The organism is Nonomuraea sp. NPDC049504 (assembly GCF_040676845.1).
Lineage (GTDB): Bacteria > Actinomycetota > Actinomycetes > Streptosporangiales > Streptosporangiaceae > Nonomuraea > Nonomuraea salmonea.
Map to the genome: position 1 here is coordinate 290,399 of NZ_JBFAPT010000002.1, position 12,099 is coordinate 302,497.

13 protein-coding genes are annotated in these 12,099 nt (G+C 70.2%); 6 read left to right on the forward strand and 7 right to left on the reverse strand.

Annotated elements, in window-relative coordinates:
* Positions 1–21 precede the first annotated feature (21 nt).
* The 6 genes from AB0K28_RS04665 (at position 22) to AB0K28_RS04690 (ending at position 5,618) form a co-directional block, all read left to right on the forward strand.
* Positions 22–420, forward strand: coding sequence for a TadE/TadG family type IV pilus assembly protein (locus tag AB0K28_RS04665; RefSeq protein ID WP_364365078.1), 399 nt, complete (start codon positions 22–24; stop codon positions 418–420).
* Positions 417–818 (forward strand): TadE family protein, encoded by a 402-nt coding sequence (locus AB0K28_RS04670; protein WP_364365081.1) that lies wholly within the window; start codon positions 417–419, stop codon positions 816–818. The genes AB0K28_RS04665 and AB0K28_RS04670 overlap by 4 nt, the downstream gene beginning before the upstream one ends.
* Positions 815–1,231 carry a pilus assembly protein TadG-related protein gene (locus AB0K28_RS04675; RefSeq protein WP_345396348.1) on the forward strand — a complete coding sequence of 139 codons (417 nt, stop codon included), beginning with the start codon at positions 815–817 and terminating at the stop codon, positions 1,229–1,231. Before AB0K28_RS04670 ends, AB0K28_RS04675 begins: the two co-directional genes overlap by 4 nt.
* A gap of 69 nt (positions 1,232–1,300) precedes the next feature.
* Positions 1,301–4,036, forward strand: coding sequence for a BTAD domain-containing putative transcriptional regulator (locus tag AB0K28_RS04680; RefSeq protein ID WP_364365084.1), 2,736 nt, complete (start codon positions 1,301–1,303; stop codon positions 4,034–4,036).
* On the forward strand, positions 4,033–4,683 hold the full coding sequence (locus AB0K28_RS04685; RefSeq protein WP_364365087.1) for a hypothetical protein: 651 nt from the start codon (positions 4,033–4,035) through the stop codon (positions 4,681–4,683). The genes AB0K28_RS04680 and AB0K28_RS04685 overlap by 4 nt, the downstream gene beginning before the upstream one ends.
* Entirely contained in the window at positions 4,680–5,618 is a 939-nt protein-coding gene (locus tag AB0K28_RS04690; protein ID WP_345396360.1) for a hypothetical protein, read from the forward strand. The genes AB0K28_RS04685 and AB0K28_RS04690 overlap by 4 nt, the downstream gene beginning before the upstream one ends.
* Positions 5,619–5,732: 114 nt before the next feature.
* Here AB0K28_RS04690 and AB0K28_RS04695 read toward each other — a convergent pair whose 3' ends face one another.
* The 7 genes from AB0K28_RS04695 to AB0K28_RS04725 all read right to left on the reverse strand — a co-directional run bounded on the left by AB0K28_RS04695 (position 5,733) and on the right by AB0K28_RS04725 (position 12,077).
* Complete coding sequence (locus tag AB0K28_RS04695) at positions 5,733–5,996, reverse strand: hypothetical protein (RefSeq protein WP_364365090.1); 264 nt, start codon at positions 5,994–5,996, stop codon at positions 5,733–5,735.
* 167 nt (positions 5,997–6,163) lie between these two features.
* A complete protein-coding gene (locus tag AB0K28_RS04700; RefSeq protein WP_364365093.1) occupies positions 6,164–7,090 on the reverse strand; it encodes a hypothetical protein in 927 nt (308 codons plus the stop codon).
* 31 nt (positions 7,091–7,121) lie between these two features.
* Positions 7,122–7,634 carry a methylated-DNA--[protein]-cysteine S-methyltransferase gene (locus AB0K28_RS04705; RefSeq protein ID WP_364365096.1) on the reverse strand — a complete coding sequence of 171 codons (513 nt, stop codon included), beginning with the start codon at positions 7,632–7,634 and terminating at the stop codon, positions 7,122–7,124.
* Entirely contained in the window at positions 7,631–9,088 is a 1,458-nt protein-coding gene (locus AB0K28_RS04710; RefSeq protein WP_364365099.1) for a DNA-3-methyladenine glycosylase 2 family protein, read from the reverse strand. The genes AB0K28_RS04705 and AB0K28_RS04710 overlap by 4 nt, the downstream gene beginning before the upstream one ends.
* 147 nt (positions 9,089–9,235) lie before the next feature.
* Positions 9,236–10,177 (reverse strand): NYN domain-containing protein, encoded by a 942-nt coding sequence (locus AB0K28_RS04715; RefSeq protein ID WP_364365102.1) that lies wholly within the window; start codon positions 10,175–10,177, stop codon positions 9,236–9,238.
* 107 nt (positions 10,178–10,284) lie between these two features.
* A complete protein-coding gene (locus AB0K28_RS04720; RefSeq protein ID WP_364365105.1) occupies positions 10,285–10,494 on the reverse strand; it encodes an acyl-CoA carboxylase subunit epsilon in 210 nt (69 codons plus the stop codon).
* A complete protein-coding gene (locus tag AB0K28_RS04725; protein ID WP_364365108.1) occupies positions 10,491–12,077 on the reverse strand; it encodes an acyl-CoA carboxylase subunit beta in 1,587 nt (528 codons plus the stop codon). The genes AB0K28_RS04720 and AB0K28_RS04725 overlap by 4 nt, the downstream gene beginning before the upstream one ends.
* Positions 12,078–12,099 lie beyond the last annotated feature (22 nt).

Sequence of the window (12,099 nt, forward strand, 5' to 3'; positions counted from 1 at the left end):
CCACGGCGCGATGAGCGCGGCGTGACGGTGATCGAGCTGGCCATGCTCATGCCGGTCATCCTCGCCACCGCGCTGCTCATCGTGCAGGTCGCCCTCTGGTTCCACGCCCGCCAGGTGGCGGAGGCGGCGGCCAGGGAGGGCGCCCGCGTGGCCAGGTCCGCGCCGTTCGACTCCGGGGCCTGGGAGGGTGCCGCCACCGGCAAGGCCACCGAGATCGTCCGTACGATCGGGCCCAGTCTGCTGCGCGAGGCCACCGCCACGACGTCCGAGAAGGAGCCGGACGAGCGGTTCGTCACCGTGACCGGCAGCGCCGTCCAGGTGATCCCGCTGCTGCCCGAGCTGGCCTTCACGATCACCGCCACCTCCGGCGGACCCGTGGAGTGCTTCCGTCCCGACAACGGCGGCGAGGACTGCCAATGACCACCCACCCGGACGATGAGCGCGGGTCCATGGCGGTCGAGACCGTCATGCTGGCCCCGGTCTTCCTGCTGTTCCTCATGTTCCTGGCCGGTGCGGGGGTGCTGGTCGAGGCGCAGGGCCGGGTCAACGGGGCGGCGCGCGACGCCGCCAGGGCCGCGTCCGTGCAGCGCACGCGGGACGACGCAGAGGCCGCCGCCGAGGCCATCCTCACCAGCGTGCTCGACGACCGCTGCCGGTCGTCGGCCGTCTCGCTCGACGGCTCCGAGTACGAGCAGGGCGGGCACGTCCAGGCCGAGGTGACCTGCGAGCTCGACCTCGCCTTCCTCGGCTTCGGCGGCACCAAGCAGCTCACGGGGACGGCCGTGGTGCCGTTGGAGCAGTTCAGGAGGATCGAGTGAGACGGGGCGAGCGCGGCTCGATGTCGGTGTTCACCGTGCTGTTCTCCGTGGTCGTGTTCCTGCTGGCCGGGCTGCTGGTGGACGGCGGCTCGGCGATCAACGCCCGGCTGCGCGCCGCCGACGTGGCCGAGCAGGCCGCCAGGGCCGCCGCCGACCAGCTCGACGTCGACCACCTCCGCGAGACCGGCGAGACCCGGCTGCTCGGCGAGGACGAGGTGTGCGCCAGGGCCGACGAGATCGTCGCGGCCCAGGGCGGCGACGACGTCAGCCCGGGGGAGTGCACGGTCGGGCAGGGCGGGGCCCAGGTGACGGTCACCGTGTCGGTGCGGTGGGAGGCGTTCTTCCTCGGCGCGATCGGCTTCTCCGGCGCCGAGATGACCGGCGAGGCCACCGCCGCACCCGAAGCGAGATAGACCGAATCCCGCCGGTCGATGGCAGCGGGACTTCTCACGGCACGACCCTGGACCAGGAAAGGAGAGGCGATGCCGACGCGACAGCCCGCGCGTCCTCACGGACGGCATGTCCCCGCGCCTGCCTCGGGCAGGCGCAGCGCCGGTGACGTGCTGGCCGGCCTCGCCGCGCTGGTCGTGCTGGTCGGGCTCGTGGGCGGCGTGCCGTACGCGCTGCTCACCTTTGTCGGGCCGCCGATCAGGCCCGAGCTGCTCGACCTGGAGGTGCTGACCGGCAACGTCGGCCCGAGCACGATCATCGCGGTGCTCGTGCTGCTGGTGTGGCTGGCCTGGTTCCAGCTCTTCGTGTGCGTGCTCGTCGAGGTTTACGCCGGGGTCCGCAGGGTCGGCATGCCCGCCAGGGTCCCGCTGTCCGGCGGCACCCAGTTCCTCGCCAACAAGCTCGTCTCGGCCGCGTTGCTGCTGTTCACGGCGGGGGCGATGGTCGCGCCGCTGGTCAAGCTGGCGCCCACGCCCGCCGCGCCGCCGGTGACGGCGGTCGCGTACTCCGCACCGCTCGTCGAGCAGACACTGGAGACCCCCAAGACCAAGAAGGTGTACGTGGTGCAGCCCCCGCACGGCCGCCACCACGAGAGCCTGTGGGAGATCGCGGAGAAGTGCCTGGGCGACGGCCGCCGCTACCACGAGATCTACCGGCTCAACCAGGCCAAGGAGCAACCCGACGGCACCCGGCTGAAGATGGCCGACCTGATCAGGCCCGGCTGGGTGCTCGACATGCCGGACGACGCGCGTAACGCCCACATCGTCCCCGCCGACCAGCCGCGCGAGAAGACGCTGCGCGAGCATCCCGGCCGCGCCCAGGTGGAACGGGAGCTGCCGAAGAAGGCCACCGGCAAGCACAGCAAGCCGGAGGCCGCCCAGGAGCAGCGCCGCGATCAGCGCCCCGAGCAGCGCCAGGACCGGCAGGAGCAGCGGCAGGAGCGCCAGGAGCAGCAGCCGGTCATCCAGGAGAGCCGGGACGGCGACCTCGTCGACTACCTCGCCGCCGCCTCCCTGGCCGCGGCCGGCCTGCTGTTCGTGCTGGCCGGCAAGCGCCGCGAGCAGCTCTGGCGGCGGGTGTTCGGCCGCAGGATCGCCCGGCCGCACGACGACGCCGCGCAGGCCGAGGTCGCGCTCAGGCTCGGCAGCGACGCGCCGGGCGCCCGCGTGCTCGACGTCGGCCTGCGCATGCTGGGCGCCGAGCTGGCCGCGCGCCGCCGCACCCCGCCCACCGTGTACGGAGCCCACCTGTCGCCCCGCACCCTCGACCTGTGGATCCACCCGCCGGACCCCGACCCGCCCGCGCCCTGGATCGCCGTGGACGGCGGCCAGGTCTGGCGCCTGCCCGCACACGAGGGCCGCCTGCTGCCCGACCCGCCCGACAGGGGTCACGCGGGCGCCCCGTACCCGGGGCTCGTGTCCATCGGCACCGACGACGGCGGGCGCGTGCTCATCGACCTGGAGGCCGCGCAGGGCCTGATCAACGTGCGCGGCGCGCAGACCACCGCCGCACTCGCCGCGCTCGCCGTCGAGCTGGCCACCAACCGCTGGTCCGACCGCATGCGCATCACGCTCGTCGGCTTCGGCGCCGAGCTGACCGCGATCGCGCCCGGCCGCATCAGGGCGGTCGGCGGCCTGGCCGAGGTGCTGCCCGAGCTCGAAGCCGGCGCCGCGCCGCGTACGGAGGTGCTGACCGGCCGCATCACCGGCAGCCCGCGCCGCGCCCACTACCTGCTGTCCGCCGTCGCCCCCACCCACGAGGAGGCGCGCAGGCTGGCGCTGCTGGCCCGCCGCGACACCGCCGGCTACGTGGTGGCCGGCGAGGTGCCGCACGCCACCTGGACGCTGGAGATCGGCGACGACGGCCGGGCCAGGATCGCCGAGCTCGGCTTCGAGGTGGACGCCCAGCTCCTGCCCCGCCGCCACTACCGCGCCCTGGTCGACCTGTTCCGCACCGCCGACCGGCTCGACGGCGAGCCCATACGCGAACCCGAGCCGCTCGACGGCCTCCAGCAGCCCGCCGTCGAGGTCAGGATCCTCGGCCCCATCGAGCTCACCGGCCTGCCCCCGCTGGAGGAAGGCCGCATGGGGCTGGCCGCCGAGCTGCTGGTCTACCTCGCCACACACGTCGGCGGCGTGCATCCGGTCGTGCTCGGAGGCGTGCTGTGGCCGCGCGGCGTCCAGGACACCGTCAGGGACGCCACCATCGCCAGGGTCGCCGAGTGGCTCGGCCCCCAGCACCTGCACACCGACGCGGCGGGGCGGCTCAGCCTGGGGCCCGGCGTGCGTACCGACTGGGCGGTCTTCCGCGAGCTGGTACGCCGCGCGAAGGGCGACCCCACCGCCGGGGCCGTCCTGCTGGAGAAGGCGCTCGGCCTGGTCAGAGGCCCGCTGCTGGCCGGACGCCGGCCCGGCGGCTACGCCTGGCTGGCCGCCGACGACCTGGAGTACGACGTGACGGCCGCCGTCGCCGACGCCGCCCACCAGCTCTGCGAGATCCGGCTCGCCCAAGGGCAGCCGGACGCCGCGGTGGCCGCCGTACGCGCCGCGCTGCTGCTCGCGCCCGACGACGAAGGCCTCTGGCGCGACCTGCTCAGGGCCACGCACGCGACCGAGGACACCGTACGCCTGCGGGCCGTCGTCGAGGGGCTGACCAGGCGGGCCGCCTCGCACCCGTACGGGGGCGGCATGGCTCCCGAAACCGAGGCGCTGATCGAAGAACTGCTGCCCACGTGGCGCATACATGTGGTGAGGGAGTCATCGGCATGAGACGTACGGCGATGGTGATCGCCTTGATGCTTGCGGCCGGGTGCGGTACGGCGGATCCCCCGTACCGCCCCCAGGAGGCCGCGCAGCCCGCTCCGGCGAGGAGCGCCGCGAGCGCCGAACCGGAGACCGATCCGCCGGAGTCCGCACCCGCGTCGTCACCGGCGTCGTCACCGGCGGCCGTCCCGACCGGTACACGGACGGTCGAGGTCGGGGAGGACATGCGGGTGCGCGTCGAGTGGCCGGCGCGCCCCGACCCGCTGGTCAAGACCATGGTCGACTTCTACCTCGGCGTCCGCAGAGCCATCGCGGAAGGCGCGTCCGGCTACGGGCACAACCTGGAGTACGAGGCCGAGGCGGCCATCTCCGACTGGATCCGCGCCTTCACCGACCAGGGCGAGACGATCCGCGGCACGGCACGCCTCTACAACCTGCGAGTCGGCGCCGTGTACGGCAAAGGCGCCCAGATCGACGCGTGCATCGACGAGACGGACGTCAAGGTGGTCTCGGCCGCCACCGGGAAACCCATCCCGAACCAGCCCCGCTGGATGCGCAGCCCGTACCCCCAGAGCGTGCTCGCGCACCGAGGTGACGACGGGGTGTGGCGCATCAGGAGCCGCGTGAGAGGTGAGGAACGGTGCACCCGATGAGAACCCTGATCTCCGTGCTGATGGCCGGCAGCCTCATGGCCGGCTACCAGGCGCCCCCTGGCGAGAAGGAACCGCCTGATGTGAACGTCCGGGGCGGTGGCGAGGGGCGCACCCGCCATCTCGACATCTCCACGGACACCATCAAGATCAGCGGCTCCAAGGGCGGCGAGAGCGACGGCTACCGCATCAAGCGGCCCTGCTGGTACGAGCCGGCCGGGAACGCCGAGGAGATGTTCAAGAAGATCTCCGACCCCCGGGGCAACAGGACGCAGGCGGACACCGATCGCTTCCGCGAGTTCATCCAGCCGTTCAAGGACAAGCTGGGCCAGGAGGGGCTGTGGTGGGTGCCCGCCTACAACAAGGCCGACCCCAACGGCGCGGTCTGCTGGGCCGGCCTTGAGCTGTTCGTGTTCGCCCCGCCCAACACCACCCCGCCGTCGGGCATCACCCTTGAGCAGCTGGCCGAGGTCGCGCGGGCCGCGCTGACAGTCCCCAAGCCCACGATCAAGCTCAACCCCGACGCCAAGAGCTACGTCAACCTGCCCACCTGGGTGTGGCTCGACGGCGTCGGCGAGCCGACCCGCACGGTCACCGCGTCCATCCCCGGCGTCATGAGCGTCACCCTGGTCGCCACCCTCAAGGAGATCAAGATCGACCCCGGCACCTCGCAGGACCGTGCCGAGGTGACGGAATCGGGCTGCGGGGCCGCGGGCAAGCCGTTCACCAAGAGCGGCACGTTCTCCTGCGGCGTCCGCTACCTGCACTCGTCGATCGACCAGCCCGGCGAGAAGTACACGCTGACGGTCTCCACCGTGTGGCCGGTCGAGGTGGCCGACAACGCGGTGCCGGTGCAGTTCGCCCCGGTAGAGGTCAGCGCCACCCGAGACGTCCCGGTGGGCGAGATCCAAAGCAACGTCACCCCACCGGCGAACTGACCCTCCATATGCGCGACCCGGCCGCTCCCCGAAGGGGCTCAGCGGCCGGGCCCCGCACGACGCGTGGCACCGAGTAACGCCGGGATCTGACGACCGACGCCGCAGGGCTGAGACCTACGCCGCGCCCTCCTCAACCTCCTCGAAGAGCTCGTCGACACTGTCGGCCTTGAGTGCTCTGCCGATCCAGTTCTCGAGCATTTCGTGGTCGGTGCAGGAGCGGATGCGTTCCTCGGCCTCGGGTGAGACGGAGAGGCCTCGCTCGTTGAGCACCCTGATAACGACGTAGGCCATGCCCCTTGCTTCGGCCAGAGCCGCGCCCAATTCAATGTATCGGCGGACGTATGGGACTTCCATAAGTTGTTCGAAGGTCACCGGCACGCGAAATTCCTTCAGTAGGGGGGTGTCGCATGTTGGCAGCCTGAATTCTGGCATCGTCTGTCGGCTGTGCCCGGCTGATGCCGCAGATGTGGCTTACCAACATGCCGTGGCTGGACCTCCGGGCCGGAGCCGACCGTGATGGTGCGGCGCGGCCCGGAGGGTTGAGGTCAGTCGAAGAGCTCGTCCACGTTGTGGATCTTGAGTGCTTTGCTGATCCAGTTCTCGACCATTTCGTGGTCGGTGCAGGAGCAGATGCGTTCCTCATCTTCGGGAGAGATGGAAATGCCCCGCTCGTGGAGTATCTTGATGACGGCCTTGGCCCCGCCCCTTGCCTCGCCCCTTGCCTCGCCTCTTGCCTCGCCCCTTGCTTCGCCCCTTGCTTCGCCCTTAACTTCGCCCAATTCGATCCATCGGCGGACGTACGGGACTTCCTCCAGCTGTTCGACGGTTACCGGCATTCTGGCCTCCTCCAATGATCGGGTGAAGTCGAAGTCGCGCCGTAGGACGGCTACCAGGTCAGCATAATCGGGCCGGCCTTTCGGCCGCTCGACTGCGGCCTGTTTGAAGGTCTCTACGACCTGCTTACCCTCTGGAGTGTCGGACTTCCCATGCACGATGACCGAGAGAGCAGTGAGTTCCGGATTGTCGATCGCCTCGCGGAGATCGGTGATCTTAGGCACCTTCGAGGGGTCGACGACGATGGGCTTGAGGATCCAGCCCGGGTGGCCCATGTCTATGGGGGTGGCGCAGTATCTGGCGGTTGCGTCGTTCTCGCAGTAGACGATGAGCTTGACCGGACATTTCCGAGATGCCCGTAGTGTCGATAGATATACGGGCCAGGACCATGTTTTACCCTTGTCGGGCTTTCGCTGCACCTCCACGACGACCGCTTGTACCGGTTTGTTCCTCTTTTTGAAGACGACGACCGCGTCGGCCCGATATTCCGTGGGCCGGCGGTCGTTGAAGTCGCCTGAGCCTAGCTCTGCCGAATCGAATGCAGGTATGGGAAGTCCTGACCCAACCAGGAGATCCCTGACCATGGCGGGGTTGTTGGTCACTAATTCGAGGAGGTACTCATGTTCGATTGTCACCATGCGGAGCACATTACCGAAAGCTACTCGCCCTTTACGCAGGGTTGACGATACCTCCGCGTTCGTGAGCGAGCAGCCATTCTTTTACCGGTACGCCGTAGTAATAGCCGCCATATCCACCACCGCTGGGCAATACCCGATGGCAGGGGACGAAGGGGGCGATGAGGTTTTGGGCGCAGGCCGAGCCGGCGGCTCTCGCGGCCGTCTTCGGGAGGCCGGCCCGCTCGGCCAGCTCCGCGTACGAGACCGTCGTTCCCGCCTTGACCTCGCGGAGCGCCGCGTGCAGGCGGCGGCGGGTGGGGGAGCCGGGTTGCGAGACCGGCACGGCGTCCAGCGCGTCCAGATCACCCGCGAGGTATGCCAGGGCCGCCTCGGAGGCGGCGCCCAGGTCGTCCACGATCTCCAGGCCCTCCGCCTGCAGGGCGGGCGTGAGCCGGGCGAACATCTCCTTCGGCTCGGCGGTGAAACCGGCCGCGACCAGCACACCCTCGCGGGCGAGCAGCGCCAGCGGGCCCACCGGCGACGGTACGAGCTGAGCAGCGATCATGATGAACTCCAGAGGTGCAGGGCGGCGTACGCCCGCCACGGGCGCCACCGCTCGATGTGGTCGTTCGGAATGCCCAGGGCGGCCATGCGCTTGACCAGCACCAGGTCGCCCGTGGGCCAGGCGTCGGGGTCGCGCAGGGCACGCAGGGCGATGTAGCCGGCCGTCCACGGCCCGATGCCGCGCACCTCCAGCAGCGCCGCCACCGCCTCGGCGGGGTCCTGCCCGCCGTCCAGGTCGAGTTGCCCGTCGGCGAGGCGGGCGGCCAGGTCTTTGAGTGTGTCGATGCGGCGGTTGGTCATGCCGAGGCCGCTCAGGTCGGTGTCGAGGAGCTGGGCGGGCGTGGGGAAGAGGCCGCCGGGCGCGGCGGCCCTGGCCACGATCCGGCCGAGCAGCGTACGCGCGCCCGCCACCGAGATCTGCTGTCCCACGACCGCCCGTACGGCCAGCTCGAACCCATCGAACGTGCCCGGCACCCGCAACCCCGGCCGGGCCGCGACGAGCGGGCCGAGTGAGGTGCGGCCGAGGACGTCCGAGATGGCCTCGGGGTCGGCGTCGAGGTCGAGCAGGCGGCGGCAGCGGGCGACGATCCTCGCGAGCTGCCTGGTGTCCTCGACGGCCACGTCCAGAGCGATGTGGTCGGGGCGCGGGGTGAGGGTGACCGTCCCGCCCTGGACTGATCTGCGGTACGACGTCCGGTCCGCCACCTCCAGCCCCGGTATGGCGCGGGAGGCGAGGAACGCGAAGACGCCGTCCACGTCGTACGGCTCCCGCCGGTGCAACCGCAGCCGAAGCGTCACCGCCCCGCTGGCCGTGCTGTCCACGGGTCTCGCCGCGTCCTCGTCCACGGCCGGAACGGACGCGTGGGCGAGGAGGGCGGTGCGGGGGCCGGCGGTGGCGCGCAGCTCGCTCGGCGTGAAGCCGTACGTCTCGCGCATCGTCGCGTTGAACTGCCGCACGCTGCCGAACCCGGCCGCGAACGCCACCTCCGTCACCGGCAGCGCCGTCTCCGTCAGGAGCTGCTTGGCGAGCAGGAGCCGCTTGGTCCGTGCGACCGCCAGCGGCCCGACGCCCAGCTCGGCGACGAAGAGCCGGTGCAGGTGGCGTTCCGTGATGTGCAGCCGCCTGGCCAGCCCCGCCACGCCCTGCTCGTCGGCGGCGCCGTCGTCGATGAGCCGCAGGGCCCGGCCGACGAGGTCGCCGCGCAGGTCCCAGCCGGGGTCGCCGGGCGACAGCTCGGGCCGGCAGCGCTTGCACGGCCGGAACCCGGCCGCCTCGGCCGAGGCCGCGTGCCGGTAGAAGCGGACGTTCCGCGACGCCGGCGTACGGGCGGGGCAGATCGGGCGGCAGTAGATGCGCGTGGTCGTCACCGCCGTGTAGAAACGGCCGTCGAACCGGGGGTCCCTGGCGGAGACGGCCCGGTAGCAGGAGTCGAAGTCGAGCTCTTGTAGGGCCATGTCTCCGACGGTATGCGCTCCCCAGGGGTGACGACTGGCGGAAATCGGACCATGCCGTGACGCCCCAGGTGGCGGCCTCAGGGCTCCTCGCCGGAGAACCTCGTACAGCGGGATGAGGGCCTCCCAGGGAAGGCCCCGGAACCCCGGCTACTTGGACGAGACGCCTACCCCCAGATCGAACTCGCGGTACACCCGTGCCCAGAACCCGTCACGCAGCCACACCCGCGCCTCCGGGTAGGGCCGCAGGGAGTGGCCGAGCTCCTTCTCCGCCTCGATCAGCAGCTCGGTGTCGATCACGGTCGGCAGGATCGGCCCGGGGAGCAGGTCGCGGATGTTGTCGCGGCCCCGGGTCAGGATCCATTTCTGGGCGACGTGCTCGCCCACGTCCTCCACGCGCGGCCGGCTCGGCCCGAGCTTGGCGACCTGGCCGGGTTTGGCGTGCGGTTTGACGGGGGCGCGCCCGGCGAAGACCTGCGCGGGCGAGGGCGCGGCGGCGGGTGGGGTGACCGGGACAGGCTGGGGAGCACGGCTGAAAAAGGGCCTCAGGAAATCTGCGCTGATCACTTCGACGGTGTCGGACTCCCACACCAGGCGTTCCGCCTGGTTGGTGCCGTAAGGCGGTTCGACGCCCCACAGGTGGATGCGCACGCCGTACGCTTGCGCCGCCTCGACCGCCGGGACCATGTCCTCATCACCCGCCAGCAGGATCGTGTCGGTGACCGCGTGATGCCTGGCCAGTGCCTCCAGATCGCTCCGGATCTGCGCGTCGACGCCTTTCTGCTGGCCGCGGGCGTTCAGGTTGCCGAGGCGCACCTTGACCCACGGAAGCTGGGCGATCACACGCTGGTCGACGGTCGGCACGCGATCACGGGCGGCGTCATACCAATAGATCCGCAGAAGTTCGCCAGAAATACGTGCTTCTGCATGTTTCTGTAGACTCTGGATGAGCTCATCGGCGGCCACCCGATATTCCTTGCGCTCCTTCGCGGCGAGCAGCACTTCACCTGCCGCCGCGTACAGATAACCGACATCCACTAGGACGGCGTACTTGGCTGCCACAGGATGCGGCATGAGGTCTGGGATGGCCATGTCGTCCTCCAGGCCGCGGTGTTAGTTGATCGGCTGACTATATACGCCTACTTTCTCTAGATAGTCCCAACTCCCGGGGAACTTGACACCCGATTCGCAGGATCTATCTAGGGTAGTGCGCTCATCCGCCATGCCGACTTCCCTGGGACGACAGGCTTACGCATAGCTCTGGCGGGGTTTCGCCAGGTTTGGCGACGCGGAACTGGAGCACCCTCCGTTTCGGCCGCCGGACGGCGCCGCGCCGCCAGCGCGGTGACCAACGCGGCGATCTCCTCGGGCGTGGCGTCGCCCCGGACAATACGCAGATGTGGCGTCACAGCGGGATGTTCCCATGCTTCTTGGGCGGGAGCGTGGCCCGCTTGTTCCGCAGCGCGCGCAGCGCCCTGACGACTTGCGGCCGGGTGTCGGCCGGCCGGATCACCGCGTCCACATAGCCCCGTTCGGCCGCGATGTACGGGTTGGCCAGCGTGTCCTCGTACTCCGTGACGAGCTCGGCCCGGCGCGCGTCGGGGTCGTCGGAGGCGGCCAGCTCGCGCCGGTAGAGGATGTTGACCGCGCCCTGTGCCCCCATGACCGCGATCTGCGCGGTGGGCCAGGCCAGGTTGACGTCCGCGCCGAGGTGCTTGGACCCCATGACGTCGTACGCGCCGCCGTACGCCTTGCGGGTGATCACCGTGATGAGCGGGACCGTGGCCTCGGCGTACGCGTAGAGGAGCTTGGCGCCGTGGCGGATGATTCCGTTCCATTCCTGATCAGTGCCGGGCAGGAAACCCGGTACGTCAACAAAAGTCAAGATAGGAATATTGAAGGCATCACATGTTCGAATAAATCGGGCGGCCTTCTCCGATGCCTTGATATCCAGGCATCCGGCGAAATGCATGGGCTGGTTGGCCACCACGCCCACCGGCTGCCCGTCCACCCGGCCGTACCCGACCACGATGTTCGGCGCGAACTGCGCGTGGACCTCCAGGAACTCGCCGTCGTCCAGCACGTGCTCGATCACCCGGCGCATGTCGTACGGCTGGTTCGCCGAGTCGGGGATCAGCGCGTCCAGATTGGGATCGGGGTCGAGGTCGTCGGCCGCCTCGTACACGGGCGCCTCGTCGAGGTTGTTGGACGGCAGGAACGACAGCAGCGCCCTGACGTAGTCAAGGGCGTCCTGCTCGTCGGTGGCCTGGTAGTGGGCCACGCCCGACTTCGTGTTGTGCGCGTGCGCGCCGCCCAGCTCCTCGAACGTCACCTCCTCGCCGGTCACCGTCTTGATCACGTCGGGACCCGTGATGAACATGTGCGAGGTCTGGTCCACCATGACCACGAAGTCGGTGAGCGCGGGGGAGTAGACGTGGCCGCCGGCCGCGGCGCCCATGATGAGCGAGATCTGCGGGATCACGCCGGAGGCGTGCACGTTGCGCTTGAAGATCTCGGCGTACAGGCCGAGCGCGACCACGCCCTCCTGGATGCGGGCGCCGCCGCCCTCGTTGATGCCGATGATCGGGCAGCCGGTCTTGAGCGCCAGGTCGAGCACCTTGACGATCTTCTCGCCGTACACCTCGCCGAGCGAGCCGCCGAACACCGTCACGTCCTGCGAGAACACGCACACCTGCCGGCCGTCGATCGTGCCGTGGCCGGTGATCACGCCGTCGCCGTACGGCCGCCGCTTGTCCAGCCCGAACATGGTCGAGCGGTGCCTGGCGAACGTGTCGAACTCCACGAACGAGCCCTCGTCGAGCAGCGCCAGCACCCGCTCTCTGGCCGTCATCTTGCCCTTGGCGTGCTGTTTCTCCACCGCCGCCGCGGACCCCGCGTGCACGGCCTCATCAAGCCGAAGCTCCAGGTCGGCGATCTTCCCTGCGGTGGTGTGGATGTCCGGCTCTTCCGGCATCGGCTCGGCAGTGGTCATGCGCGCAAGGCTAACCCCTCCT

Bases quoted from the DNA above. Each gene is read 5' to 3' on its own strand.
- AB0K28_RS04670 (WP_364365081.1), top strand. From the start codon at position 417: ATGACCACCCACCCGGACGATGAGCGCGGGTCCATGGCGGTCGAGACC.
- AB0K28_RS04680 (WP_364365084.1), top strand. From the start codon at position 1,301: ATGCCGACGCGACAGCCCGCGCGTCCTCACGGACGGCATGTCCCCGCG.
- AB0K28_RS04685 (WP_364365087.1), top strand. From the start codon at position 4,033: ATGAGACGTACGGCGATGGTGATCGCCTTGATGCTTGCGGCCGGGTGC.
- AB0K28_RS04690 (WP_345396360.1), top strand. From the start codon at position 4,680: ATGAGAACCCTGATCTCCGTGCTGATGGCCGGCAGCCTCATGGCCGGC.
- AB0K28_RS04700 (WP_364365093.1), bottom strand. From the start codon at position 7,090: ATGGTGACAATCGAACATGAGTACCTCCTCGAATTAGTGACCAACAAC.
- AB0K28_RS04705 (WP_364365096.1), bottom strand. From the start codon at position 7,634: ATGATCGCTGCTCAGCTCGTACCGTCGCCGGTGGGCCCGCTGGCGCTG.
- AB0K28_RS04710 (WP_364365099.1), bottom strand. From the start codon at position 9,088: ATGGCCCTACAAGAGCTCGACTTCGACTCCTGCTACCGGGCCGTCTCC.
- AB0K28_RS04715 (WP_364365102.1), bottom strand. From the start codon at position 10,177: ATGGCCATCCCAGACCTCATGCCGCATCCTGTGGCAGCCAAGTACGCC.
- AB0K28_RS04725 (WP_364365108.1), bottom strand. From the start codon at position 12,077: ATGACCACTGCCGAGCCGATGCCGGAAGAGCCGGACATCCACACCACC.